This window comes from Alkalicoccus urumqiensis (assembly GCF_002993335.1).
In the GTDB taxonomy this organism is placed as follows: domain Bacteria; phylum Bacillota; class Bacilli; order Bacillales; family Salisediminibacteriaceae; genus Alkalicoccus; species Alkalicoccus urumqiensis.
The window spans coordinates 190,390-214,805 of sequence record NZ_PVNS01000004.1 but is presented as its reverse complement, the minus strand read 5'-3'; the positions used below and the strand labels follow the sequence as shown (position 1 = coordinate 214,805).

26 protein-coding genes are annotated in these 24,416 nt (G+C 54.0%); 19 read left to right on the top strand and 7 right to left on the bottom strand.

The features are described 5' to 3' along the window. Positions 1-7: 7 nt before the first annotated feature. Positions 8-883, bottom strand: coding sequence for an SMP-30/gluconolactonase/LRE family protein (locus tag C6I21_RS05790; protein ID WP_105958508.1), 876 nt, complete (start codon positions 881-883; stop codon positions 8-10). Between the two features lie 107 nt (positions 884-990). On the opposite strand from C6I21_RS05790, the gene C6I21_RS05785 reads away from it, so the two are divergent. From C6I21_RS05785 to C6I21_RS16405, 12 genes are all read left to right on the top strand, one after another. Then, positions 991-1,782, top strand: a complete 792-nt coding sequence (locus C6I21_RS05785) for an SDR family oxidoreductase (protein ID WP_105958507.1) — start codon at positions 991-993, stop codon at positions 1,780-1,782. 182 nt (positions 1,783-1,964) lie between these two features. After that, complete coding sequence (locus C6I21_RS05780; RefSeq protein ID WP_245411547.1) at positions 1,965-3,572, top strand: glutathione ABC transporter substrate-binding protein; 1,608 nt, start codon at positions 1,965-1,967, stop codon at positions 3,570-3,572. A gap of 66 nt (positions 3,573-3,638) precedes the next feature. Next, a complete protein-coding gene (locus tag C6I21_RS05775; RefSeq protein WP_105958505.1) occupies positions 3,639-4,187 on the top strand; it encodes a flavin reductase family protein in 549 nt (182 codons plus the stop codon). Between the two features lie 157 nt (positions 4,188-4,344). Then, positions 4,345-5,958 (top strand): long-chain fatty acid--CoA ligase, encoded by a 1,614-nt coding sequence (locus C6I21_RS05770; protein WP_105958504.1) that lies wholly within the window; start codon positions 4,345-4,347, stop codon positions 5,956-5,958. Positions 5,959-6,431: 473 nt separating this feature from the next. Next, positions 6,432-7,130, top strand: a complete 699-nt coding sequence (locus C6I21_RS05765) for an ABC transporter ATP-binding protein (protein WP_210200632.1) — start codon at positions 6,432-6,434, stop codon at positions 7,128-7,130. Further along, positions 7,127-8,338 (top strand): ABC transporter permease, encoded by a 1,212-nt coding sequence (locus tag C6I21_RS05760; RefSeq protein WP_105958502.1) that lies wholly within the window; start codon positions 7,127-7,129, stop codon positions 8,336-8,338. The genes C6I21_RS05765 and C6I21_RS05760 overlap by 4 nt, the downstream gene beginning before the upstream one ends. Positions 8,339-8,379: 41 nt before the next feature. Beyond that, a complete protein-coding gene (locus tag C6I21_RS05755) occupies positions 8,380-8,562 on the top strand; it encodes a hypothetical protein (RefSeq protein ID WP_142393218.1) in 183 nt (60 codons plus the stop codon). Between the two features lie 15 nt (positions 8,563-8,577). Further along, positions 8,578-9,336, top strand: a complete 759-nt coding sequence (locus tag C6I21_RS05750; protein ID WP_105958500.1) for an IclR family transcriptional regulator — start codon at positions 8,578-8,580, stop codon at positions 9,334-9,336. A 111-nt stretch (positions 9,337-9,447) separates the two neighbouring features. After that, on the top strand, positions 9,448-10,383 hold the full coding sequence (locus tag C6I21_RS05745; protein ID WP_105958499.1) for a sugar kinase: 936 nt from the start codon (positions 9,448-9,450) through the stop codon (positions 10,381-10,383). A 1-nt stretch (position 10,384) separates the two neighbouring features. Continuing rightward, a complete protein-coding gene (locus tag C6I21_RS05740; protein ID WP_105958498.1) occupies positions 10,385-11,038 on the top strand; it encodes a bifunctional 4-hydroxy-2-oxoglutarate aldolase/2-dehydro-3-deoxy-phosphogluconate aldolase in 654 nt (217 codons plus the stop codon). Then, the gene (gene dgoD / locus C6I21_RS05735) at positions 11,035-12,183 is read left to right on the top strand and encodes a galactonate dehydratase (RefSeq protein ID WP_105958497.1); all 1,149 of its coding nucleotides are present in this window, start codon (positions 11,035-11,037) and stop codon (positions 12,181-12,183) included. Before C6I21_RS05740 ends, dgoD begins: the two co-directional genes overlap by 4 nt. 53 nt (positions 12,184-12,236) lie before the next feature. Next, the gene (locus tag C6I21_RS16405; RefSeq protein WP_181186120.1) at positions 12,237-12,386 is read left to right on the top strand and encodes a hypothetical protein; all 150 of its coding nucleotides are present in this window, start codon (positions 12,237-12,239) and stop codon (positions 12,384-12,386) included. Between the two features lie 245 nt (positions 12,387-12,631). Here C6I21_RS16405 and C6I21_RS05730 read toward each other — a convergent pair whose 3' ends face one another. Together C6I21_RS05730 and C6I21_RS05725 are read right to left on the bottom strand one after the other, a co-directional pair. Further along, on the bottom strand, positions 12,632-14,137 hold the full coding sequence (locus tag C6I21_RS05730) for a gluconokinase (protein ID WP_105958496.1): 1,506 nt from the start codon (positions 14,135-14,137) through the stop codon (positions 12,632-12,634). A gap of 16 nt (positions 14,138-14,153) precedes the next feature. Next, positions 14,154-15,011 (bottom strand): MurR/RpiR family transcriptional regulator, encoded by an 858-nt coding sequence (locus C6I21_RS05725; protein WP_105958495.1) that lies wholly within the window; start codon positions 15,009-15,011, stop codon positions 14,154-14,156. A 175-nt stretch (positions 15,012-15,186) separates the two neighbouring features. On the opposite strand from C6I21_RS05725, the gene gnd reads away from it, so the two are divergent. The 7 genes from gnd (at position 15,187) to C6I21_RS05690 (ending at position 21,512) form a co-directional block, all read left to right on the top strand. Then, the gene (gnd, locus tag C6I21_RS05720) at positions 15,187-16,083 is read left to right on the top strand and encodes a phosphogluconate dehydrogenase (NAD(+)-dependent, decarboxylating) (protein WP_105958494.1); all 897 of its coding nucleotides are present in this window, start codon (positions 15,187-15,189) and stop codon (positions 16,081-16,083) included. 33 nt (positions 16,084-16,116) lie between these two features. Continuing rightward, positions 16,117-17,310, top strand: a complete 1,194-nt coding sequence (locus C6I21_RS05715) for a TRAP transporter substrate-binding protein (protein WP_105958493.1) — start codon at positions 16,117-16,119, stop codon at positions 17,308-17,310. Positions 17,311-17,415: 105 nt separating this feature from the next. Beyond that, the gene (locus C6I21_RS05710) at positions 17,416-17,985 is read left to right on the top strand and encodes a TRAP transporter small permease (protein WP_105958492.1); all 570 of its coding nucleotides are present in this window, start codon (positions 17,416-17,418) and stop codon (positions 17,983-17,985) included. 18 nt (positions 17,986-18,003) lie between these two features. Further along, on the top strand, positions 18,004-19,278 hold the full coding sequence (locus tag C6I21_RS05705) for a TRAP transporter large permease (protein WP_105958491.1): 1,275 nt from the start codon (positions 18,004-18,006) through the stop codon (positions 19,276-19,278). 81 nt (positions 19,279-19,359) lie between these two features. Then, positions 19,360-19,620, top strand: coding sequence for an HPr family phosphocarrier protein (locus C6I21_RS05700; protein WP_105958490.1), 261 nt, complete (start codon positions 19,360-19,362; stop codon positions 19,618-19,620). 94 nt (positions 19,621-19,714) lie between these two features. Further along, positions 19,715-20,815, top strand: coding sequence for a molybdopterin-dependent oxidoreductase (locus C6I21_RS05695; RefSeq protein WP_105958489.1), 1,101 nt, complete (start codon positions 19,715-19,717; stop codon positions 20,813-20,815). Further along, entirely contained in the window at positions 20,802-21,512 is a 711-nt protein-coding gene (locus C6I21_RS05690) for a hypothetical protein (protein WP_105958488.1), read from the top strand. The genes C6I21_RS05695 and C6I21_RS05690 overlap by 14 nt, the downstream gene beginning before the upstream one ends. 81 nt (positions 21,513-21,593) lie before the next feature. Here C6I21_RS05690 and C6I21_RS16760 read toward each other — a convergent pair whose 3' ends face one another. The 4 genes from C6I21_RS16760 to C6I21_RS05675 are packed head-to-tail and all read right to left on the bottom strand — an operon-like array spanning position 21,594 to position 24,287. Beyond that, positions 21,594-21,728, bottom strand: coding sequence for a hypothetical protein (locus C6I21_RS16760; RefSeq protein ID WP_280953441.1), 135 nt, complete (start codon positions 21,726-21,728; stop codon positions 21,594-21,596). After that, complete coding sequence (locus C6I21_RS05685; protein WP_105958487.1) at positions 21,709-22,731, bottom strand: aliphatic sulfonate ABC transporter substrate-binding protein; 1,023 nt, start codon at positions 22,729-22,731, stop codon at positions 21,709-21,711. Before C6I21_RS05685 ends, C6I21_RS16760 begins: the two co-directional genes overlap by 20 nt. 19 nt (positions 22,732-22,750) lie before the next feature. After that, on the bottom strand, positions 22,751-23,509 hold the full coding sequence (locus C6I21_RS05680) for an ABC transporter permease (protein WP_105958486.1): 759 nt from the start codon (positions 23,507-23,509) through the stop codon (positions 22,751-22,753). After that, the gene (locus C6I21_RS05675) at positions 23,442-24,287 is read right to left on the bottom strand and encodes an ABC transporter ATP-binding protein (protein ID WP_105958485.1); all 846 of its coding nucleotides are present in this window, start codon (positions 24,285-24,287) and stop codon (positions 23,442-23,444) included. Before C6I21_RS05675 ends, C6I21_RS05680 begins: the two co-directional genes overlap by 68 nt. Positions 24,288-24,416: the final 129 nt, after the last annotated feature.

Below are 24,416 nucleotides of genomic sequence, written 5' to 3'. Positions count from 1 at the left end.
GGGAAGGCTACGTCTGTGGTGAGTCGAGGTAGCGGTGGGATTTCGCGCCGCTTACGGGAAGGTCTATGGCAAACAGGCCGCCGGACTTCGGTTCGTCCTCTTCTTTTCCGGTCGTAATGTACAGCGTCGACCAGTCACGGCCGCCGAAGCAGCACGATGTGACATTAGAAGCCTCGACCTCGATCGTTTCAAGAACCGTGCCGTTTTCCGGATCAAAGCGGCGCACACAGCCGCCGCCGAAAAATGCGACCCAGAGCTTTCCTTCATTATCGATCGTCATCCCGTCCGGATGGCCTTCAAGTTCTGTCGTCTGAAAGGCTGTCGTTTCATTGGTAATCGCCCCGGATTCGGGATCGAAGTCATAGCGGTAAATCGTCTCCGACGGGGTGTCGATGTAATACATCCACAGATTAGCTTCATCCCACGCCATACCGTTGGAAACAGTGACGCCGGTTTTCTGTACGGTGAGCGACTGATCGTGCTCCATCCGGTACAGGGAGGCACCGCCGTCGTTTCCTTCGAGTACCATCGTTCCCGCCCAGAAGCGCCCCTGAGGATCGCATTTGCCATCATTGAACCGGTTGCCGGGCTTGTCCGTTTCGGGATCGGTCAGCTGGGTCTGCTCCCCGGTTTCCAGGCTGTTTCGGTACAGACCGTGGTCCATGCCGGTGTAAAGCAGTCCGGATGTGCCGAGAACAGCGCATCCGACGCGCTGTCCCATGGCGTAGGAGCGGTTTTTACCGGTTTCCGGATCGTAAAAATGTACACGGCCGCCGTCAATATCGACCCAGAGAAGCTGATTGGATTTCTCATCCCAGAACGGGCCTTCAGCAAGTTTTGCTTTCGCATCATAAATAAATTCTGCTGCTGTCACATGAATCACCTCAGCGTACTATAACCTTTTTTGCGGTTCATTAACCTTCTCCTATGCGTTTCACTCTCTCTTTGACAGGGTAAAGAAGTTGGAAAATTCAAGTAGGAGGGACTGCGATGAATACGTACGATTCATTAAAAGGACGCCACGCTGTCATCACCGGAGGAGGCTCCGGAATGGGGGAGACAGCTGCCAAGCAGCTGGCTGCCCAGGGGACCCGCGTGACGCTGTTGGATATAGAAGCAGCCGAAGCCGAAAAAACGGCCCAGGCGATTAAAGAAGAGGGTGGAGAAGCCGAACCGTTTGCCTGTGATACATCCGATGCCCGGGCGGTGGAAGACGCGTTTCAGAAAGCCGTCGACCGGTTCGGTCCGGTGGATATTGTGTTTGCAAATGCCGGGATTAACGGCACCGTCTCCCCGATCGAAGATATGGAACCGGACGAGTGGGGGAAAACGACGAGCATTAACTTGAACGGTACATTTCACACCGTGAAATACGCCATTCCTCACATGAAAGAAAACGGCGGCAGTATTATTCTGACGAGTTCGGTTAACGGCACACGCGTGTTTTCCAACTTCGGTATGTCCGCCTACAGCAGTACAAAGGCAGGTCAGCTCGCATTCGGAAAGATGGCAGCGCTCGAGCTGAGCAATTACCGCATCCGCGTCAATGTCATCTGCCCGGGCTTTATCAAGACCGACATCGGCAGTAAAACGTACCCGAAAGAAGAGGAGCTGGAGAAAATCGAAATTCCGGTGGAGCACCCGGAAGGCGATCAGCCGCTGAAAGGAGACGGGGGAGATCCGGAGGAAGTCGCCGATCTCGTATCCTTCCTCGCCTCGGACGCCTCAAAACATATTACCGGGACAGAGCTCTTTATTGACGGAGGCTCCTCTCTATTGTAAAAAAAACGGTATGCAGAAGGACTGTCCGCTGTGATTTACAGCGGCAGTTTTTTTGCTGAATGGCGTCATTTTCCCCCGGAAATAGGTCGTAAGCGGATTCATTTATTAATCCCGATCAAACCGCTTGAATTAATCAGTAATCCGCGCTATTCTTTAGTCTGCAGATCAGACGAGGGGGAATAATGATGAAGAAACGAATCACGGTACTAAGCCTTCTGCCGCTGCTCGCAGCATGTGCCGCAGAGCCGGATAACAGCGGGGAAACCGAAGCACCGCAGAATAACGAAGAGAATAACAATGCAGAGGAAGCCGCCGACCCGGATGCGCTGAACGTGGCGATGCAGGCGGATGTTAATTCGCTCGATCCGCACTTTGGCAATGATCATCCGTCATTGAACGTCAAGCGGACGATTTTCGATACATTAGTGAAAACAGATGAGAATTTAGATCTCTCGATGAGTCTCGCAGAATCCTTTGAACAGGTGGAGCCTGAAGTGTGGGAAATTCAGCTGAAAGAAGGGATTCAGTTTCACGACGGGAATGAGCTGACAGCGGACGTCGTCAAAATGAACGTGGACCGGATGCTGAACCCGGACGTGGCGTCGACGATGGCGTTTATGTTCGACATGATTACAGATGTGGAAGTCGTTGATAACTACACGGTCCGGCTGACGACGGAATATCCTTTTGCACCGCTCCGGCAGCATTTTGCCCACCCGGCCGGTCAGATGGTCAGTCCGGATGTGCTGCAGGAGGATCTGGCGGCGATGGAAAACGGCGAACAGCCAGGCTCTGTGATTAATGAAAACCCAGTAGGCACCGGCCCGTATCAGTTCGTCTCCCAGGAACCGGGCGAGCGGATCGAGCTGGAAGCGAACCCGGATTACTTTGCCGACGGCCCCGGGGCAGAGACGCTGACGTTTACGATCGTGCCGGAGGATCTGACACGCGTCGGGGAGCTGGAGACAGAAAGTTCCCAGATTATCGGTCATTTAAATCCGGATGATATCGAACGGGTGGAAGAGAATGAGGAAACCGACGTGGCCCGCTATGACAGTGCGTCGCTTGCCTACTTCGGATTTAATACGGAGAAAGCGCCGTTCGATGATCCCGACGTCCGCCGTGCCGTTGCGATGGCGGTCAACAAAGAAGAAATTGTCGAGGGAGCAGCTGCCGGCGCAGCGATCCCGGCAGAAGGGCCGCTTGCGCCGCCGGTATTCGGCTCCGCAGAAGAGCTGGATCCGATTCCGTATGATCCGGAGGGAGCACAGGAACTGCTGCAGGAAGCGGGCTATGAAGATGGTTTTTCCGTTGAGCTCTGGAGCGATGACTCTAGAACTCGCCTCGATACAGCAGAGCTTCTCCAGGGCCAGCTGTCCGCCGTCGGAATCGACGTTGACATTGAATCGATGGAAGCGGGCGTGCACCGTGAACGCGTATCGGAAGGAGAGCATGAAATGTTTCTCGGCTCCTGGGGGACGGTCACCGGAGATGCGGATTATGGACTGTACCCGGTATTTCATTCCGACAGCTTCGGCATGACCGGCAACCGGACGTTCTTTGCCAATGATGAAGTGGATCAGCTGCTGGAGGCAGGCCGGCGTGAAATGGACGAAGCAGCTCGTCTCGAACTGTATGAAGAAGCGCAGCAGATCATTGTGGACGAAGCGCCGCTCGTGCCACTCTACCACACGGAGCATCTGGCCGGCCTCCGTTCGGATCTGCAGAACTTCTATATCCACCCGAGCAGCCTGTACGAACTGACGGAAACGACGCGCACGATGGACTGACGGTTTCAAATGACGCCGGCCGGGAAGTAGTAGAGGAGTACCACGGAACGATAAGGAGGATGCAGAATGGATTCGAAACAGGGAAAAGATCCGTACAGTACGATCTATGATCTCCGCTCCCGAGGCGTGTTTATGGTCTCGACTGCAGACGAAGAAAAAGCCCATTTTCATTTCGGATGCTGGACGACGCAGGCGTCACATAACCCGCCGCGGATGATTACGTGTTTTCCAAAAGAATTCGAAGGCACAGAGATTGTCCAGAAATCCGGCGTCTGGGCGCTCAGTATGGCTGCTGCGGACCAGGAGGAACTGCACGATCAGTTCTTTTCCGGCAGTCAGTCGGTCGATGCGCTCGGCGCAGAAAAATTTATGTACCGGGAAACCGGCTGCCCGATTTTGAAGGATGCCGTCGCCTACTTTGAATGCCGCGTCCATCAGATTATCGACAGCGGCGATTTCATCATCGCCATCGGAGATATCGTAGGCGGGGAGGCGCTTCATCCGGACAAAAAGACGCTCAACGTTGAGTACCTGTCGGCTGAACGGGATCACAACTACATGACCGGTCCGCTGACGCTTCCGTTTGAAGGGTTTGCCCATACGAAACCGGAATAGATGAAAAGCTGAGGATGCCCTGCATTCCTCGGCTTTTTTCTTTCAGACAGCTGTCCTGCTTCTGTTTTTGACGATGAAAGAAACAAAAAATGAACAACCATTCATTGTAAGCGGTTTCAATATATGCTACATTGAATGAAAAGGAGGCTGATTGGCTATGATGAAAGGGGATCTATTAATTCCGTCGATGCTCGAGCGGGCGGAGCGTTTTTTTCCAAAGAAAGAGGTTGTTTCGCGAACCGGCGGCGGGGTGCAGCGGCTCACGTACAAAGAGATCGGCAGGCGGACGAGACAGCTTGCGGACCGGCTGCAGCAGGCGGGGATCGGTCACGGGGATAAAATCGGGACGCTTGCCTGGAACCACCACCGCCATCTGGAGCTGTACTTTGGGGTGCCGGGGATCGGGGCGGTCGTACATACCATTAATATCCGTCTGTCGCCGGAACATGTAGTTTATATTATTAATCACGCCGAAGACCGGATTCTGTTCGTGGACGATGATGTTCTCCCGCTCGTCGAAGCAGTGTACGATCAGCTGACGACGGTGGAAGCGGTCGTCGTGATGACCGATAAGGACGTGCCGGAGACGAAAATGAAGCATGTGTACTCGTATGAGGAGTGGATTGCGTCCGGGGATCCGGCGTTCGTTTTCCCGGAGGACCTGACGGAGGAGATGCCGGCGGGAATGTGCTTTACGTCGGCGACGACAGGAAATCCGAAGGGCGTGGTGTATACGCACCGGTCGACGGTGCTGCACAGCATGAGTCTGTCGCTTGCGGATTCGGCGGCGGTGTCGGAGTCGGATACGGTGATGGCGGTCGTGCCGATGTTCCATGTGAATGCGTGGGGTATTCCGTATGCGTCGGTATGGATGGGCTCCACGCAGGTGATGCCGGGGCCTCGGTTTACGCCGGACCTTCTGGCGTCGCTTCTGTCGGAGGAGAAAGTGACGGTGACTGCAGGGGTGCCGACGATCTGGCTGGCGCTGCTCCGGGAATTGGAGCAGGGAGACTATGATCTGTCACGGCTGCGGGCGGTGATCTGCGGCGGTTCGGCTGCGCCGCGCGGAATGATTGAGACGTTTGAGGAGAAGTACGGCGTACCGTTTCTCCATGCATACGGCATGACGGAGACAAGTCCGCTTGCGACCGTGTCGCGGCTGAAGAGCTATCAGGAAAAACTTTCCAAGGAAGAAAAACTGGATATCCGGTCGAAGCAGGGACTGCTCGTGCCGGGGCTGGAAATGAAAGTCGTCGGCGGCAGCGGTGAAGTCGCCTGGGATGATGAAGAGATGGGTGAACTGCTTCTCCGCGGGCCGTGGATTGCAGATGAATACGACCGGGATGAGCGGACGGAGGATACGTTCCGGGATGGCTGGCTCCACACGGGAGACGTCTGTACGGTCGATGAAGAGGGCGTCATCAAGATCGTGGACCGGACGAAGGATCTGATTAAAAGCGGCGGCGAATGGATTTCGTCAGTGGATCTGGAAAATGCCCTTATGGCGCACGAAGCAGTGTTTGAGGCGTCCGTTGTTGCCGTGCCGGATCCGGAGTGGCAGGAGCGCCCGGTTGCCTGCGTCGTGCTTCATGAAGGAAAACAGGCGGATCAGCAGGAGCTGCTTGATTTTCTCGCACCACGCTTTGCCAAGTGGTGGCTTCCGGATGATGTTATTTTCATGGATGAAATTCCGAAAACATCTGTCGGGAAGTTTTTGAAGCGGGCACTCCGGGACCAGGTACAGGCGCATTATGAAAATCAGCAGAGCTGATAAGGTGTAAGTACAGACGCCGGCTGTTCGTGTGTCGAGGACCAGGAGCTATAATAGAAGGAACGGGTGCTGTCCTGAAGTGGAAGCACCCGTTTTTTTGTTTCGCCGCAGTGCAGCGGGAGTTTTCTAATCCGTTCGGTATCGTTGCGGTCTTCGTGCGGCGTGTGGCGGTGTGGAGGTAACGTGTGGCGATCTTCGACGCTGTTATGGCGGTCTGATGGCGTAGTGTGGCGATCCACTTGCGGTATGGCGGTCTTTCCGGCTCATGTGGCGGTCTGAAAAGATGGCGTTGCGGTCTCAACCTCTGCCATGGCGGTCCGTTCTGAATCCAGTCGGCTGATCATAACTGCAGCGGCATTGCAGCTGAACCTATTAACTAAACCCGAAGCCTCAAAAAGCCGCAGACGCGCTGGTTTCGACCGGTATATTCTGCTACACTGAATGTATACTGGGATAAAAAGGAAGTGGCAGAGGTGCTGAAACTGGAGAAGGTGAGCGGGGGCTATACGAAAAGCGAAACGATTATCCACGACGTTACTTTTTCCGTGGAGCCGGGTGAGTGGGTCGGGCTCCTCGGTCCGAATGGCGCCGGCAAGAGCACGATCATGAACGTGCTTCTCGGTCAGCTGGCGTACATAGAAGGGGAAGTCGTCCTGCCGGCTCCGGAGAAATTAGCGTTCATTCCGGAACATCCGCTGTTCTTCGACGATCTCACTCTCCATGAGCACATTGAATTTTTAAAAGCGGTCACCGGTTTGGAAGGAACAGCGGTCGACGTGGAGACGGACCGGCTGCTTTCCCTGTTCCGCCTTTCGGAAAAACGGCATCACTACCCGGCGTCGTTTTCCAAGGGGATGCAGCAGAAGCTTATGATCCTTCTTGCGCTGCTGATGAGGCCGGATCTGTACATTATTGATGAACCGTTTATCGGACTGGATCCGAAGGCGATGAAGGACCTTCTCCGTGAATTGGAAACGAGACGGCAGGAAGGGGCGGGCATTCTCATGTCCACGCACGTGCTGGATACAGCGGAGAAAATCTGCGGCCGCTTCCTGCTTCTGAATGAAGGGCGCCTGATTGCAGAGGGGCCGCTTGTGGACATTCAAAAGAAAAGCGGGCTGGACGGGAGCCTGCTGGACTGTTTTGAGCAGCTGATGGAGCACGGCCGGTGAAAACGGGTAAAAGGCGTATCGTGCAGGAATGGGCGTATCACCTGTCTGTGTGGCGGCTGGTGATTGACTGGACGGTGGCACTCTACCTCGTCGTGCCGGCTGCGGTCATCGGCGGCTGGCATTACTGGCAGTTTGTGGAGGGGCAGATGTCTCACTGGTTTTCGGTGCTTCCGCCGGAGCGGGCGGTGTTTTTATGGATAGCCGTCATTCATTCCGGTACGTTCCGCTGGCTGGTGATGGACGCAGATCTTCTGTTTCACCGGCGTTTTGATGAACCGTGGGAGGCGCTTCAGAAAACAGGCATCCGCTACAGTCTGTTTTTGTCCGTGACAGCCGTTCTTTCAGCGGCGGCAGTAATCGTACCGGCACTTACCGTATATGCGGGAGAGCCGCTGTATGCAGTGCTGCTATTTCTTCCGGCGGTTCTTGTTCTGCGGATGACAGGCCAGCTCGTCCAGCAGAAAATCGACATCCGCTTCGAACGCTGGCGGCGGACGGCTGTGGCCATATTCTGCCGTGCCGGATTAACCGTGCCAATTCTAGCTGCTGTTTTCTTCGGCAGTTACGGCGCGGCACTCCTTTTTCTCACGTTTCTACCGGTGTTATGGTGGCTTCTTAAAAGCCGGCGGAAGGAGGCATGGGCCTTCCCGCAGGACTGCCAGAGGGAGGCGGAACAGCGGATGAAATATTCCTCCTTTCTGCTGCAGCTTTCCGGCTTCCACACGAAGCAGAAAAAAGAGCCGCGCAGAAAGCCGCTGCTGCTGTTTACGCAGTCCGGCTCCCTTTTCCGGGACATGAATCAGGAACTGCGTCTGTTTGAATGGTTGTTGAAGCGGTGGCTGCGGAGCAGGGCCCATGTTTTCCTGTATCTGCAGCTGACCGTTGTGTTTTCCATTGCGCTCGCTGCTGCGCCGGGATGGGTCAAATGGGTGCTTCTGCCTGTCTGTTCACTCATCGTCGTCCATACGACGTATCAAGTGCTTGGAGAGGCAAAAAACCACCCGTTTTTCCAGCTGATCTGCCGGGATGCATCCTCGCTTCCAGTCCGTCCATTCCGCCGGGCGGTCGGTCTGATTACGACGCCTGCCGTGTTTTTATTCGGATTTATTACCGGAGCCGTCGTGTTTCAGCCGCTGGCAGGACTCCTTCTGGGAGCAGCTGCTGCGCTGCTGCTTTATCTGTTTTACACGTCCAGCCTGCTGGCTTAAAACAGTCACTTTTTTCTGTACATCTCGAATCGGGGAGGGGTATGATGGAGATAATGAATGCGTTGTTTCAACTGGCCTCCGTGTTCGTCCTTCTTTTCGTTATCGGCGGAACGGCGGGGTTGATTGTCATGATGCGCCGGATGAAGAAGCAGTCCAGCGACACGAAAGCGCAGCTTGCACGTATGGAGGAGAAAATCGAGCAGCTGCAGAAGTCCAGAAGATAAAGAGGAGGAACGGCCATGGTTCAGTCTGTCCATCGGGCACTGCAGCTGTTAAAGTGTCTCGAATTGTACCCGAAAGGCGCCGGGGTCACGGCGCTCTCGGAAGAGCTGGCGCTTCCGAAAAGTACGGTCCACCGTCTGCTCCGGTCGCTCGAGGAAGAAGGAATGGTCCGCCGCACCGCCGATCAGGAGCACTATCTCCTCGGTCTGCATCTGCTCCAGCTTGCCTCGGCGGTGCAGGAGTCGCTTGATCTTCGGAGTGCTGCGCAGGAGCATCTCGAAGCACTTGCGGAACAGACTGGGGAAGTTGTCCACCTGTGCGTGCAGGAAGGAACCGAAGTCGTCTACATCGATAAAGTGGAGAGCCGTCACACCCTCCGCATGTATTCCCGTATCGGAAAGCGTGCTCCGATGCACTGCACCGGTGTCGGAAAAGCGCTCCTCGCAGCGGGGGACGCGGAGGTCGTGGATCGAGTGATCAAGAACGGACTAACGTCGTTTACACCGGCTACGATCACGACAGGCGAAAGCTTCCGGCAGGAGCTTAAGCAAATTGCCGGCGAAGGTGTTTCTTTCGACCGGGAGGAACATGAAGAAGGCATTCAGTGCGCAGCAGCCGTCATTGAAGATGCCGAAGGCCGTCCGCTTGGAGCAGTCAGCGTTTCCGGTCCGGTTTCGCGCGTCACTACCGAACGGCTGGAAAATGAACTTGCTCCGCTGATACGACAGACGGCGGCCGGAATTAGTGCGTCTCTTGGAAAAACGACGTTTGGTTAAATGGACGCTTGATTCCGGAGACGTTTTCCGCTACGCTTTTTGTAATCGCTTTTATTTTTTGTTTCAATAATGAAACGACGTTCCACAATACGGAACAATGGAGGGTGACAGATGGATGTTGTAACGATGGGAGAGTCGATGGCGCTGTTCACACCGGAAAAGTCCGGGCAGCTCCGTTACGTACAGAATTACAGCCGGTCCTTCGGCGGAGCGGAATCGAATGTCGCTGCCGGGCTGGCCAAGCTTGGACATCAGGCACGCTGGATCAGCCGTGTTGGCGAGGACGAATTCGGTGAAGCACTGCTCCGCTTTCTGCGGGGAGAGGGTGTGGATACGTCTTTTGTGGAGCGGGATCCGGAGGCGCCGACAGGCATTTATTTTAAAGAATACCGGAAGGCCGGCTCCATGAGCGTCCAGTATTACCGCCACGGTTCCGCTGCAAGCAGGATGGCGCCGGGCATCGTTTCCGAAAAAGCGCTGAAAGGAGCGTCGTTTTTCCACATGACCGGGATAACGCCAGCCTTGAGTGTCTCCTGCAGGGAGGCGGTGCTGGACGCGGTGAAGACCGCTTCCCGGATGGGTGTCCGTGTAGTGATGGATCCGAACCTTCGTCTGAAGCTGTGGAAGAAGGAAGAGGCGGTGCCGGTGTTGAAGGAGCTGCTCGGCTATACGGATATCGCGCTTCCAGGCGTGGATGACGGCGAGGTGCTGTTCGGCACACGTGATCCCGAGGAAATCGGCAGGGCGTGTCTGGCGCTCGGCTGTCACCTGGCGGTAGTCAAGACCGGGGCGGGAGCGCTTCTCGTGACGGAAACAGATGTGGAGCAGGTGGAAGGCAGCGAAGTGGAGGTTGTGGATCCCGTCGGTGCAGGGGATGCGTTCTGTGCCGGCTTTCTGTCGGGGCTTCTCGATGGCATGACGCCGGCAGAAGCAGCAGCGCGCGGACATCAGACGGCCTCGTTTGTTGTGCAGGTAAAGGGTGATGTAGAAGGGCTTCCGGATCGACGGGAGCTTGCGGAGTCAGATTCTAGAGATGTGAGGCGATAACATGGATAAGCAGCAGGTTCTGGAGCATGTATTGGAGACGAAGCTCGTTGCGGTCATCCGCGGCCACCGTCCGGACACGATCGGCCGGGTCGTAGAGGCGCTTGCGGACGGCGGTGTCACGACGATGGAAATTACCGCTGATTCCCCGGATGCCGCGGGAATGGTACGGGAAGCTGTCGAACGTGTGGGAGACCGTGCCGTTGTCGGCGCCGGCACCGTTCTTGACGGAGCGCAGGCGGACGCGATGGTGGATGCCGGCGCACAGTTTATTTTTTCCCCGGATACGTGGGAGGAGACGATCAAAACGGCGGTGAGCCGCGGCGTTGTTTCGATCCCGGGTGCCATTACGCCGACAGAAATTACAACCGCGCTTCGTGCAGGGGCGGATATTATTAAAGTATTCCCGGCAGATCAGGTTGGCACGAGCTTTTTTAAAGCGATGCAGGGGCCGCTCCCGCATGTGAAGCTGATGCCGACCGGCGGCGTCAGGCTCTCCAATATGACAGAATTTCTTGATGCCGGCGCGTGTGCGGTCGGTCTTGGCACGAGCCTTATCCGCGGAGCGGACAAAGACGATCCGGAGACAATCCGTCAGGAAGCGGCACGGTACCGTCAGGCAGTAGATGACTGGATGAAAGCGGGGGAAATTAAATGAAAATAACCAATGTGGAATGTTTTCTCGTGCCGCCGCGGTGGTGCTTTGTCAAAATCGAAACGGATGAAGGCATTTCCGGCTGGGGTGAACCGGTGATCGAAGGACGTGCGGCAACGGTAAAAGCGGCGGTGGAGGAAATGGCGGAGTATTTGATCGGAAAAGATCCGCTTCCAATAGAAGATCACTGGAACGTTCTTTACCGCGGCGGTTTTTACCGGGGCGGACCGATTCTGATGAGTGCCATTTCCGGCATCGATCAGGCACTGTGGGATATTAAAGGAAAGTATTTCGACGCGCCTGTCTACGAGCTTCTCGGCGGTGCAGTCCGAGAAAATATCCGGGTCTACTCCTGGATCGGCGGTGACCGCCCGCAGGACGTCGGGAAACAGGCGGCCGCCCTTCAGGAAGAAGGATTTACCGCGGTGAAAATGAACGCCACCGAAGAAATGCAGTACCTCGATTCCTACGCTAAAATTGATGAAGCCGCTGCGAGAATTGCTTCGATACGGGAACATGCCGGCTGGGAGATCGGTGTCGGGATCGACTTTCACGGACGCGTGCATAAACCGATGGTGCCTGCGCTCATCAAGGAGCTGGAGCCATACCGGCCGATGTTTATCGAAGAACCGGTGCTTCCGGAACATAACGAAGCGATCCCCGGTATCGCCCAGGCAACGACCGTACCGATTGCAACAGGGGAGAGGATGTATTCGCGCTGGGATATGAAACCGCTCCTGGAGCGGGGTGGTGTGTCCGTGCTGCAGCCGGATGTGAGCCATGCCGGCGGCATTACAGAGTGCCGCAAGATTGCTACGATGGCGGAAGCGTATGACGTGTCGATTGCGCTGCACTGCCCGCTCGGGCCGATAGCCCTCGCCTCGTGCCTGCAGGTGGATGCCGTCTCCTACAATGCGTTTATTCAGGAGCAGAGTATGGGGATTCATTACAACAAAGGCAACGACGTGAAGGATTACCTGTTGAATCCCGACGTTTTCTCGTTTACCAATGGCCGGGCTTCGCTGCCGGATAAACCCGGGCTCGGCGTGGAAATCGACGAAGCAAAAGTGCGGGAGAAAGCTGCTTCGCCACATGCCTGGAAAAATCCAGTGTGGCGTCATGCAGACGGTACAGTGGCTGAATGGTAAGACTTCTATTAATGAGAAAAGTCTGTTCACCGCGGTGGACAGGCTTTTTTTGTATGGAAAGGGGAGCACAAAATACTTTTCCGGAGAAGGAGCAGGCAGGGAAAGACGGTTTTTCGCAGGGGGTGACGCTGTTTTATAAAAATGCGGACCAGGGTTGGAGGCTGCTGGACCAGGATGAAGCTGCCGCGGACCACGACAGCTGAGTATCGGAACAAGATCGGCTCTCACCGGACCAACCGCCTCCTAGCGGACCAACTTTAATGAAAATCGGAACAGGTTCTGCCCCAAACCGGAACACAAAACGGGCCTGCCGGACCACCGGCCGCAGCAGACCACAGCGGCCCCTCTGCTTCAGATGAAAGGACCAGGCGGAAACCGCCGGGGAGCAAAAGAGGAAAACAAAAGCGGGCACTCCATAGTCAGAGTGCCCGCACCGGTTCTGCGCTGTTTATTGATTTCGAAAGGCGTGCAGTTCATGGAAAGCTGGCTTTAACGCGTCATACAGATGTTTGTATGTATGAAACAGCTGCCGGTAGACCGCAGATGAAGCGGCATCCGGATGAACGGGGGTTCCCATCGGAATGGAGCCGGCCACCGCATCGAGGCCGTCGGTTTCACCAGAGGCGGTCAGGCTCGTCCATGCTGCGCCCCAGGCGGAACTCTGATGGGATTCGGGCAGATGCACCGTCTCCTCGAAAATATCGGCCAGCAGCTGCACCCAGAAAGGCGAGCGGGCAAAGCCGCCGCTTGCGTACAATACTGCATTTTCACCTGTCAGACGGGACAGTGCCTCCCCGACATGGTAGATGCTGAAAAGCGTTCCTTCGAGTCCGGCACGCAGCATGTGATGCCGCTCGTGATCTGCGGCGAGACCGACGTACGCTCCACGGGCGGCGGCGTCCCAGTGCGGGGCACGTTCGCCGTTCAGATGCGGCAGAAACAGCAGACCGTCGGAACCGGCAGGTGCTTTTTCTGCTTCCTTTAAAATACCGCTGACATCCGAATGGTTTCCGTAAATACCCTGGAGCCACTGGAGCACGTTGCCGCCGTTGTTTGTCGGGCCGCCGAGAATCCAGCGGTCCTCGCTGAAGGCGTAGCAGAATACTTCCTGCTTCTCGTCTGTCTGTGGTGCGGCGCTCATCTGCCGGATCGCACCGCTCGTGCCGATCGTAACCGCTGTGCTTCCGGGAGTGACTGCGCCGATGCCGAGGTTGGCAAGCGGTCCGTCGCTGCCGCCGGCGGTAAACGGGGTGTCCCGGGACAGACCGAGCTTTTCTGCGGCATCTGCATGGAGCGGTGAAAATTGATACAGCGGAGACACCGGAGGGGATAGCTGCTCTTCGGAAATGCCGCAGGCAGCCAGCGCAGGTGCATGCCATGTTTTCCGCCGTATATCAAACATGCCGGTTGCTGAAGCGATGGAATAATCCACTGCATGAATTCCGAACCAGCGGGCGGTCAAAAATTCCTTTACTGATAAGAAACGCTCCGCTTTCCGGTACGGTTCATAGCCGGTGTCTTTCATCCAGATCAGTTTCAACAGCGGGGACATTGGATGAATCGGTGTACCGGTTGCAAGATACATTGCCCGGCCTTCCGGAGACGCTTTCCACGATTCGGCCTGGCTCCGGCTCCGGCCGTCGGCCCAGATGATGACCGGCGACAGCGGTTCCGTCTTTTCGTCCACACAGATCAGCGCATGCATGGCAGCAGAAAGGCCGACCGAATGAACAGCCTCCGCGGGAATGCGTTTTTTCTCCAGTGATTCGCGGACGGCCCGGAAGGCTGCCTGCTCTATTTCAAGTGGGTCCTGCTCCGCCCAGCCGGGATGCGGGTGGGTGACGGGGTAGCCCGCCTCCGCTTCCGAGATGACTTCGCCGCTTTTTGTAAAAACGACGGATTTGGCGCTGGTGGTGCCGATATCCAGGCCGATTACATAGGATGCTTTCTTCACACGACATCTTCCTTTCCTACATTCGTTTTCTTGAGATCGCCCGCCGCATTTCCGTGAGCGACTGCTGCATTAATTCTTTTCTACCGATACTGACGTTGACGTAGAGCGCATCGATCAAGCTGAGCTGTGCGAGTCGGGAAGCGAGTGCCTCCGAGCGGTACTCCGTTTCTGTCGATACGGTATATAAAGGAACGTCGACCCGTTCACTTAACGGTGATTTCGCAAGCGTCGAGATGCCGATCGTTTTCACGCCGTGCTCGGCACAGACCTCCTGCGCCTGAAGAATATCCCGGTTGGCGCCGGAATGGGAGATGAGCACGACGACGTCTTCCGGTGTCAGCTGTGAAGCGGACATAACCTGAAAGTGCGAATCACTGTAGGCAATCGTCGGGATACCGGTCCGGATGAATTTATGGTGGGCATCCATTGCGATGACCCCTGAACCGCCGTTGCCGTAAAATTCGATGCGGCGCGCCGTCAGCAGCAGCTGCACGGCCTGCTGAAACGAATCGGTATCGAGTACGGCCAGCGTGTCTTCGAGCGTGCGGATGTTTGATTTGAATACTTTTTCGGCTACTTCCTTTTCGGTATCATCTTCCAGAATGGTTTCGTGAATATCCTTCATCCCAGTGACGATTTCCGAAGCAAGGGCTATTTTCATCGCCTGGTATCCTTTGAAACCGATCCGTTTACAGAAGCGGAACACCGTCGCTTCCGCCACTTCCAGATTCTCTGCCACCTGGCTGATCGTGGAGTGGACGATTTCCTGCGGATTCTCCAATATATAGTCAGCTATTTTTTTCTCTTTGACACGGAAGCTGTCGTAGGATGCACGGATCCGGTGCAGACAGTGTCCGGTTTCAGCTGGAGACATTACACATTCCTCCTTTATATACAGCGCCTGGTTTCTGCGGGCTGTAACTCCATTATACGTGGAAACGCTTAATAAAAAAATATTTTTTCTTAAATTAGGGGTTGTAAAAGAAATTTTTTATCATATAATAGGGTCATAGCGAAAATAAATTTCATTTTTTGAAGGGGGTGACGGAATGAAGCTGGGCATGATTGGCCTTGGAAAGATGGGCTACAATCTTACATTGAACCTATTGGATCATCAGCATGAAGTGGCAGCAGCAGACGTCAATCACGATACGGTCAAACAAATCGCAGAAGAAGGCGCAGAACCTGCGTATTCATTAAAGGAACTGGTTGAGAAGCTGGAATCACCACGAACGATCTGGCTGATGGTGCCGGCAGGTGAAGTAACAGAATCCGTGCTGGACGAGTTAACACCACTCCTCGGAGCAGGAGATGTCGTCATTGACGGCGGAAATTCCAATTACAAAGATTCCCTGCGGCGGGCAGAAAAGCTTGGGGAACAGCAGATTCATTTCGTAGATGCGGGAACGAGCGGCGGCGTAGAAGGCGCCCGCCACGGAGCGTGCATGATGGTCGGGGGAGACGATGATGTCATCGCACGGATCGAATCCATTTTTGAAGACACGACGGTGGAAAACGGCTACCTGCATACAGGACGCACCGGGAGCGGTCACTTTTTGAAAATGATCCACAACGGCATTGAGTACGGCATGATGCAGGCGATCGCAGAAGGCTTTGACATTCTTGAGAAAAGCCCGTTTGATTACGATTACGAGAAAGTATCGAACGTATTCAACCACGGCTCGGTCATCCGTTCATGGCTCATGGAACTGACGGAAAACGCGTTCAAAAAGGATGCGAAGCTCGACAACATCCGCGGTGTTATGAATTCCTCCGGGGAAGGCAAATGGACGGTGGAAACGGCGCTGGATCTGGAAACACCGGCACCGGTTATCGCACTGTCACTTATGATGCGCCATCGTTCACTGGAAGATGACACGTTTACCGGCAAAGTAGTAGCAGCACTCCGCAACGAGTTCGGCGGGCATGACGTAGTAAGAAAATAATTTTCATTACTTAACTTAAAGGGGAGAATACACATGAAAAAGAGCCTTTACCTGACAGCTGCACTGGCAGCAACAACATTCCTCGCTGCGTGCGGCGGGGGAGACAACGGGGGAAATGAAGCAGATCCGGCCAATAATGAAAGCGGTGCCAACAACGCGGAGAACACCGAAGAAACACCGGAAGAAAACGCAGGTAACGAAGGTGGAGAGAACGAAAACGCCGGAGAAGAAGAGAACGGCGGAAACGAAGCAGACGCTGATGGAGAAGACGGCGGCGGAGAATACGCGCAGGAAGATGCATCCCACACGATCCGCGGCGGTATCGGCCTGAACAGCGACCACCCACAGTATCAGGGGCTGCTTGAGTTTAAAGAAATCGTTGAATCCGAAACGGACGGCGATATTTTCGTCGAAACGTATCACAGCGGCCAGCTGGGTGACGACCGTTCCATGATGGAAGCGCTGCAGCTCGGCTCTCAGGAAGTAACGATTCCATCCACAGCACCGATCGCAAACTTTGTAAACGAATTCTCGGTATTTGACTTCCCGTTCCTGTTCCCGGACAGCGAAACAGCGGACCAGGTACTTGACGGTGAAGTCGGCCAGGAGCTTCTCGACATGCTCGATGATCAGAACATGGTCGGACTGGCATACTGGGAGAACGGTTTCCGTGATCTGACGAACAGTGAGCGTGAAGTTGCTTCAATGGAAGACTTTGATGGTCTCACCATCCGTACAATGGAAAACGACCTCCACCTGGACGCATTCCGTGAGCTTGGAGCGAACCCGACGCCGATGGCATTTACAGAACTGTTTACAGCGATGCAGCAGGGTACGGTGGATGGACAGGAAAATCCATACGCGACGATTTACCTCGAAGGCTTCTATGAAGTACAGGACTATGTGTCCGACACGCACCATATTTACAGCCCGTTCGTCTTCCTGGTGAGCAAGCAGTTCTATGACGGCCTGCCGGAAGACTACCAGCAGATCGTTTCGGATGCAGCTGTAGAAGCAGGGGAGTTCCAGCGTGAAGCGAACCGTGAAGCAAATGATCAGTACCTTCAGGATCTTCAGGATGAAGGCATGACATTTACTGAAATCTCCGACGAAGCCCGTCAGGAAATGCAGGATGCGGTCCAGCCGGTCATCGATGAATACTCCGGTGAAATCGGTCAGGATCTCGTAGACCGTGTGTATCAGGCAATCGAAGACGCGCAGCAGTAAAACTACCGGAAGGATGTCCCGCAGGACGGGGCATCTCTTCTTCCAAAGGGGCTGTCTCACTGACGGCCTTTCTGGAAGAAGAGTGCAGAAAAAGGGGGAAGGAACATGAAGCTGCTCCACTGGCTTGATGAACATTTTGAAGAAACGCTGTTAATTATCTTTTCCATGATTATGGTCACTGTCATTACGCTGCAGGTATTTATGCGCCACGTAATGGGAGCCTCGCTCTCCTGGTCGGAAGAGCTTGCGAGGTATTTGTTTATCTGGCTCGTCTATGTCGGCATCAGTTATGGTGTCAAAAAACAGCGTCACATTAAGGTGGACGTGCTGCTCGTACTATTAAAAGAGCGGGGGAAAATTATTTTAACGCTGATTGCCAACGTCTTTTTTCTGGCATTTGCGGTTTTTGTCATTATTTATGGTACGCGGATTACCGGTCAGCTGATGGGATTCGGACAGACTTCACCGGCTCTGAGTCTCCCGATGTGGATCGTATACGCCGCCACACCGGTCGGCATGGCGCTCACATCCATCCGCATTATTCAGCAGATGATCAAACAGGTTGCTGCACTGCGCGGCGGTGGCGACTTTACGGTGAAGTCCGAACAGGATGCCATACTGGAAAAAGAAGGCGATCAGCCGAACGTTCCCGACCCGGAACGCGGCCGGTCCTAGGAAGGGAGGTCTCGCAGGATGACTACTGCTGTCTTATTTATCAGTTTTGCTGTTTTTATGCTATTAAGTATTCCTATCGGTATCGCACTCGGCCTGGCTACGCTGGTGACCATCGTGTATTCCGGAGCGGTTCCGCTCGAATTTCTCGGACAGGGGCTTGTGACATCCGTTGATTCTTTCCCGCTCATGGCCGTGCCGTTCTTCATTCTGGCCGGTGAAATTATGAGTAAGGGCGGCGTCTCGGACCGCTTGTTTAATGTAGCAAATAAAATCGTCGGAAACCGGACAGGCGGATTTGCTATAGCGACGATCGTCACGTGTATGTTTTTTGCTGCCGTTTCCGGCTCTGCTCCGGCAACAGTGGCAGCTATCGGCGGTATCATGATCCCGGCGATGGTCCGCATGGGCTACGATAAACGGTTTGCTACAGCGACGGTCGCTGCTGCCGGTGCGCTCGGGGTTATTATTCCACCGAGTATTCCGATGGTTATTTATGGCGTGGTCGGTTCCGGCGCGAATATCGGAGACGTTTTCATTGCCGGTATTATTCCCGGCGTGCTCGTTGCGTTCGGTCTGATCGTGTATGCCTACTTATATTCGAGAAAACATGGATACAGCGGCAGTGGGGAGCCTTTCTCCTTCGTCGCATTAGGAAAAGCGATGTGGGATGCCAAATGGGCGCTCATGGTGCCATTTATCATCCTCGGTGGTATTTACGGCGGAATTTTCACGCCGACCGAAGCCTCTGTTGTGGCCGTCGTGTTCGGCCTGCTCGCCGGGCTCGTTCTCTACCGTGAACTTCGTATTAAAGACCTGCCGAAAGTATTCGGGGATGCGGCGCTCACAACGGCGACAGTACTTATCATCGTCGGTACAGCTACGGCATTCGGCCGTCTGTTAACAGTCGAGCAGATTCCAAACCAGGTCGCAGAAGCGATTCTTGGTATTTCGGAAAATCAGATTGTCATCATTTTACTGATTACACTGCTTCTCCTGCTCGTCGGCTGTTTTATGGATACGCTGGCAGCTATTATTATTCTGACGCCGATTCTGCTTCCGATTGCCGTGAATCTGGGCTACGATCCGGTTCACTTCGGTATTATCATGATCGTCAACCTGGCGATCGGCTTTATTACACCGCCGCTCGGCGTAAACTTATTTGTGGCATCGGGGATTTCGGGACTATCGATTGAAGCGATTGCCCGCGCCGTGCTGCCTTACTTTGTCGCCATGCTGATCACGCTGCTGATCATTGTCTTTATCCCGCAGGTCTCCATGGTTTTCATTCAGTAGCATTGCGGGACATACCAGCAGGACAGGAAGTCCCCCTTCTTTCTGTCCTGCTGATTTTGTATTCAAAGGAGCTGTTTATTGATGAAACGAGCTGCACAGGAAGTAACGGTAAACATCCGCGAAGATCAGACGATTACAGAGCTCAGCGCTTCGCTTCAGCCTTACAGGGCAGATGTCTACATTGAGAAGATGTCGAGAGGAAGCCACATGAAAGTGAACGTCAAAAGTTTTCTTGGACTTGTTACCATTCATTTGGAAAACGGCGATACAATTACCGTATCGGCAGAAGGTGAAGATGCTGATCAGGCACTTGAAGAAGCGGTCCGCTTTTTCGCATCGTAATGACAGCTGAGCTCCCGGCAGAGTCTGATTGATTCCCCGGGAGCTCTTCTTCTGATACGATGAAAGCGGATACAATAACGAGGGGGGGCAGACGATGATCCGACTCACGACACTGCACCATCTTCACGGCATTTTGTTTGTCTTTCTATTTTTATCGGGCATTGCCCTTTACACCGCACCGCTCCGCACCTGGTTTAACGAAATACAGTTTCCGCTCGTGTCTTTTCATATTGCCTCTGCGCTGGTGTATTTACTCCTCGTACTTCTTCAGCTGAAACGGCTGTACGTGTATACGAAAAGGAAACCGCCGAAAAAAACATTTAATCTGATGCTGAATCTGAGCGCCTTCTTTCTCTGGAGCACGACGGGGGCAGTTATGTATTTTCAGGCAGCGCTGCCGCAGATGCTGACAAATCCTTCTGTCTGGATTCACGGCATGCTGACGTTCGTTTACTTCCCGTGGGCGGTATTTCACAGCCTGACGCATGCGTTTCACATTCAGGTTCCGTGGCCGGTCTGGTGGAAAAGCAGGAAAGAACCGCCTGCTCATGTGAAGGAGAATATCCCTGGACGGAGAGACTTCATTAAATTGACAGCTCTCGGCACCGCGTTTCTTTTTGCCGGGGGATTAGTAAAGTGGTTTCAGCCGGTACTTACTGCGGCCGGAGATGAAACGAGGATGCGCGGGTACTTCCGGATTTACAACGTAACGAATGACTATCCGAGATACACAGAACGGGAATGGGAGCTGACAATCGATGGGCTCGTCAGCAGTCCTGTTACCATCAGCCGTCAGGAGCTGCGGGCGCTTCCGGAAACGGCCGTCGTCACTGATTTTTACTGCGTGACAGGCTGGAGCGTCCGCAACGTCGAAATGCGAGGTGTCCTCGTCCGCGACGTGCTCTCCAATTTTTCTATTACACCGGAAGGAACGAGCGTAACGGCGTATTCCGGAGACGGTCTGTACTACGATACATTTACGGTGTCCCAGCTCGTGGACGAAGATGCCATGCTCGTGTTTTCTCTCAATGATGATGAATTGATCCATGCACAGGGCTATCCGTGCCGTCTGTTCCACCCGGAGATGTACGGATACAAATCTGTTAAGTGGCTCGAACGGCTCGAGTTCACGGAAGAACGGCAGCAGGGGTACTGGCAGGTGAATGGAGATTATGATCTTAATGGCTACCTTTAAAAAACGACGCCCGGTTAAAGCATACTTAATTCCTATGATTGCAGCTTTTGCCGGAATTACCGCTGGATGGCTGCTGTTTCCCACGCAGCAGGATTACCGCTACGGGGAACTGCGCTCGATGCTGGAGGACATGGAAGAGGAATCGTTTGATGTGGAAGCCTCTTACGTCATGGAAGAAGAAACCGCACTGCAGGCTTCGGGAGCCTATGGGCCGGAGCGGAGCATGTACTCCATTTCCACCCCGGTATCCAATGATTCCACGTTTGAATTTACGATTCACGTGGAAGAAGAAGCATTTTTTGTGGAGAGCGGAGGAGACTGGAGCAGAGGACAGCGGCCGAACCCAATTATCCAGGAGATGAGTCCGCTGGATGATCCGTTTACCTGGATGAAGACAATTCTGCCGGAAGCGGATTCGCTGGAAACCGGGGACAATTGGACAAGGCTTCACTACGACGTACTGGATGATGTCGATTTTCAAGGCTATTCTCTTCAGGAGCAGGAAGAGACATCGCTTCTGGTGGAGCGTTCCGGAGAAGAAACGACCGTCACTTTTACCGTTCATCCGGTCCGGCCGGAAGATGTTCCGACGTTGAACCGCTATCCGGAATCGATGGAATATACGATCCGCTTCCTGCCGCGGGAACGTCCGGTGGAACCACCACCTCCGGAAGCGGAGGAAGGGGAACCGCTGTAACTGCTGTTTTCCCTATATGGATAATCAAAAAGCACCGCCCTGCAGGAACGTATCCTGAGGGGCGGTGCTTTCTGTATATGCTTAATGACAAAAATCAATAAACGCTTCGAGGTTCAATTCTTCCTCATACGTGGATCCGCTCTGCGGAGCGAGGAAGGCAGCGGCAATACATAGTGTCAAAATCAGCTTCATCGGATTACTCCGCTGTAATGTCATCGAGAATGGATGTATCAACAAATCCTTCCAGATCCGGCTCATTGTCCATAAACTGCAGCTCATAGGAAGCATCTGCCCATCCCTGCAGTGCATCCGCGTGCAGTTCGCTTGTGACTACCATACGCTGCCATGCGTTCTCAAGCACGGTTTCCGGCAGACGTGTCTGAGTCAGGTCATAGATCAGGTCATTCACTGTTTCAAGTGTTTCCGCTTCATTTTCAGCTGTGAAGTCGACAGCACGGTCATGCGCGCGCAGTGCTTCCTCCACGGTTTCTGGATTCTCTTCGAGGAATTCAGGCGTTGTAGCAATAACTACACTGGCAAGTTCTTCCCCGAGGAACACGTCGTCCCATTCCACAACGACATTTGCATCATGCTCTTCTACAAGAAGGGTTCCCCATGGCTCTGGAGCGGCAGCGGCATCAATCTGGCCCTGTTCAAACATGGCAACCATGCTGGCAGGGTTGACGCGGGACTGGTGCTCTACTTCACCGCCGAGGCGGTTCGATTCCAGGCCGAGGTCTTTCAGCATGATCTCCAGCTGTACATTGTGCGTGCAGCCATTACCCGGCGTGCAGAAAGAGGAGCCGGCCATGTCTTCCAGTGACGTAATCCCCGAGTCCTCCCGGGAGACGATCAGCGTCGCGCCGTTTGCAGCTGCACCGACAAGAACGATGTCACCGCTGGAAAGATAATAATTTATTGCAGGACCAGGCCCGACATATCCTAGGTCAATCACACCGGTATCGAGCGCCTCAATAAAATCATTTCCATTCGGAAAGTTCGTAAATTCCACCGGCTGCGAGACTTCCTCTTCGAAATAGCCCTTTTCTTTACCGACAATGGCAGCAGCGTGGTCCAGATTCGGGAAGTAGCCGATATCAAATGTTTCTTCGCTTCCTCCGTTATTTCCACTTGCCTGCGCTTCCTCGTTTTCTTCTTCTGCTGTACCGCATGCGCTCAAAAGCGCGGCAGATGCAGCCAGTGCGAACCATTTTTTCATGTTCCATTCCTCCATAAAGTTAGTTTGTATTCAGACCCCAGCGTGAGAGCACGCGGCGTTCGATTTTACTGAAGATAAAGTATTCAAAAATCAGGCCGATCGCGGCAATAATAACCATAATTGCTACAACCAAATCCATATTGAAAAAATCACGGGCGTCCATCAATGTTCGACCGAGGCCGCCGCGGCCGATTAATTCGGCTGCCATCAGGGCACGCCAGCCGAAGGCCCAGGCGAGCCGGGCGCCGGTAAGTAAGTTCGGTATCGCAGCGGGGATCATCACTTTCCAGACAAGCTCGCCGCCGCTGTACCCCATCGTTTTCGCTGCCCGGAGCAGTATGGGCTGGACGTTTTTCATTCCCATCCTCATGTTCATCGTCATCGGCCAGGTGGCACCCAATACGACGACAAACAATATGGCCAGCGGACTCCCTTGAAACAGGATCAGTGCGATCGGCAGCCAGACGATACTCGGTACCGACTGCAGGGCAATAACGAGAGAACCGAGCGTTTCATCCGCAAGTTTGGAGATACCTAGAAGGACGCCGAGAAAACCGCCGATCAGTAACGCAATAATAAAGCCGACCAGGATGCGCTGCATGCTTTCCATCAGCGCGACCCGGAGGATGCCGGTGTCGAATAACCCGATATAGAGCTGTTCCAGCGTTCCGGAAGGAGAGGGGAACAGTTCTGTCTGCTGTGAATAAATTCTATATATGATCTCCCATATTCCGATTACTAGAATAAAGAAGACCAGCCTTCTTATTGCGGAAGTCATCCCCCATCTCCTCTCTCATCACTTTTTCTATTTCTTTTTCCAGTACATTCATGATGTCTTTCTCCAGATCGGCGAACCCCTGTGATGCCGGGTCCCTCGGCCGCGGTAGATCGACGTCAAAGATCGTCCGTATCCCGCCGGGGCGTGTTCCCATTAAGACGATCCGGTCGGACAGTAGAATCGATTCGCGTATATTGTGGGTGACAAACAGAATCGTTTTATTCGTCTCCTCCCATATGTACTGCACTTCTTTATGAAGCATCGTCCGCGTCTGTTCATCGAGCGCACCGAACGGTTCATCCATCAGGAGAACTTCCGGGTCCATCGAGAGTGCTCTCGCAATCGACACCCGCTGCTTCATTCCGCCGGATAACTCATGCGGATAGGATTTCATAAATTTACTCAGATGCACGAGCTTTAAATAATATTCCGCTTTCTCTCTGGATTCTGCTTTTCCGTGCTGCTTGCGGAGAGCGAACTCGACGTTTTCCCTGACAGACATCCACGGCATTAATGCAGCCTCCTGGAAAACGACGCCGCGGTCGGGACCGGGGGACTGAATCGTTTTTTCCTTCACCTGGACGGTGCCCGCAGTAGCTTTATCGAGGCCGGCGACGATGTTTAACAGCGTCGATTTCCCACAGCCGGAAGGGCCGAGAAGGGAAACGAATTCACCCGGAGCGACCTGCAGGTCAATGTCTTTAAATACGGTAAATGGCTCGGTGTTTTTCGAGCCGGGAAACGTTTTCTCCACATGATTAATTTTTACGTGGCTCAATGCGTGCACCTCCGTTTCTATATAAAGTTGATAAACTTAGTGGGGATTAATAATCGTTAGTATACGGTGTAATTCCCACAAAGTCAATCGGGATTGGAGAATTTTCTCACAATGCGGAAAAAACGTGAT

Coding starts and splice junctions, on each gene's coding strand:
- C6I21_RS05710 (WP_105958492.1), top strand. CDS start 17,416: ATGAAGCTGCTCCACTGGCTTGATGAACATTTTGAAGAAACGCTGTTA.
- dgoD (WP_105958497.1), top strand. CDS start 11,035: ATGAAAATAACCAATGTGGAATGTTTTCTCGTGCCGCCGCGGTGGTGC.
- C6I21_RS16405 (WP_181186120.1), top strand. CDS start 12,237: ATGGAAAGGGGAGCACAAAATACTTTTCCGGAGAAGGAGCAGGCAGGG.
- C6I21_RS05785 (WP_105958507.1), top strand. CDS start 991: ATGAATACGTACGATTCATTAAAAGGACGCCACGCTGTCATCACCGGA.
- C6I21_RS05750 (WP_105958500.1), top strand. CDS start 8,578: ATGGTTCAGTCTGTCCATCGGGCACTGCAGCTGTTAAAGTGTCTCGAA.
- C6I21_RS05725 (WP_105958495.1), bottom strand. CDS start 15,011: ATGTCTCCAGCTGAAACCGGACACTGTCTGCACCGGATCCGTGCATCC.
- C6I21_RS05705 (WP_105958491.1), top strand. CDS start 18,004: ATGACTACTGCTGTCTTATTTATCAGTTTTGCTGTTTTTATGCTATTA.
- C6I21_RS16760 (WP_280953441.1), bottom strand. CDS start 21,728: ATGACATTACAGCGGAGTAATCCGATGAAGCTGATTTTGACACTATGT.
- C6I21_RS05780 (WP_245411547.1), top strand. CDS start 1,965: ATGATGAAGAAACGAATCACGGTACTAAGCCTTCTGCCGCTGCTCGCA.
- gnd (WP_105958494.1), top strand. CDS start 15,187: ATGAAGCTGGGCATGATTGGCCTTGGAAAGATGGGCTACAATCTTACA.
- C6I21_RS05755 (WP_142393218.1), top strand. CDS start 8,380: ATGATGGAGATAATGAATGCGTTGTTTCAACTGGCCTCCGTGTTCGTC.
- C6I21_RS05715 (WP_105958493.1), top strand. CDS start 16,117: ATGAAAAAGAGCCTTTACCTGACAGCTGCACTGGCAGCAACAACATTC.
- C6I21_RS05740 (WP_105958498.1), top strand. CDS start 10,385: ATGGATAAGCAGCAGGTTCTGGAGCATGTATTGGAGACGAAGCTCGTT.
- C6I21_RS05770 (WP_105958504.1), top strand. CDS start 4,345: ATGATGAAAGGGGATCTATTAATTCCGTCGATGCTCGAGCGGGCGGAG.
- C6I21_RS05700 (WP_105958490.1), top strand. CDS start 19,360: ATGAAACGAGCTGCACAGGAAGTAACGGTAAACATCCGCGAAGATCAG.
- C6I21_RS05775 (WP_105958505.1), top strand. CDS start 3,639: ATGGATTCGAAACAGGGAAAAGATCCGTACAGTACGATCTATGATCTC.
- C6I21_RS05680 (WP_105958486.1), bottom strand. CDS start 23,509: ATGACTTCCGCAATAAGAAGGCTGGTCTTCTTTATTCTAGTAATCGGA.
- C6I21_RS05695 (WP_105958489.1), top strand. CDS start 19,715: ATGATCCGACTCACGACACTGCACCATCTTCACGGCATTTTGTTTGTC.
- C6I21_RS05745 (WP_105958499.1), top strand. CDS start 9,448: ATGGATGTTGTAACGATGGGAGAGTCGATGGCGCTGTTCACACCGGAA.
- C6I21_RS05690 (WP_105958488.1), top strand. CDS start 20,802: ATGGCTACCTTTAAAAAACGACGCCCGGTTAAAGCATACTTAATTCCT.
- C6I21_RS05685 (WP_105958487.1), bottom strand. CDS start 22,731: ATGAAAAAATGGTTCGCACTGGCTGCATCTGCCGCGCTTTTGAGCGCA.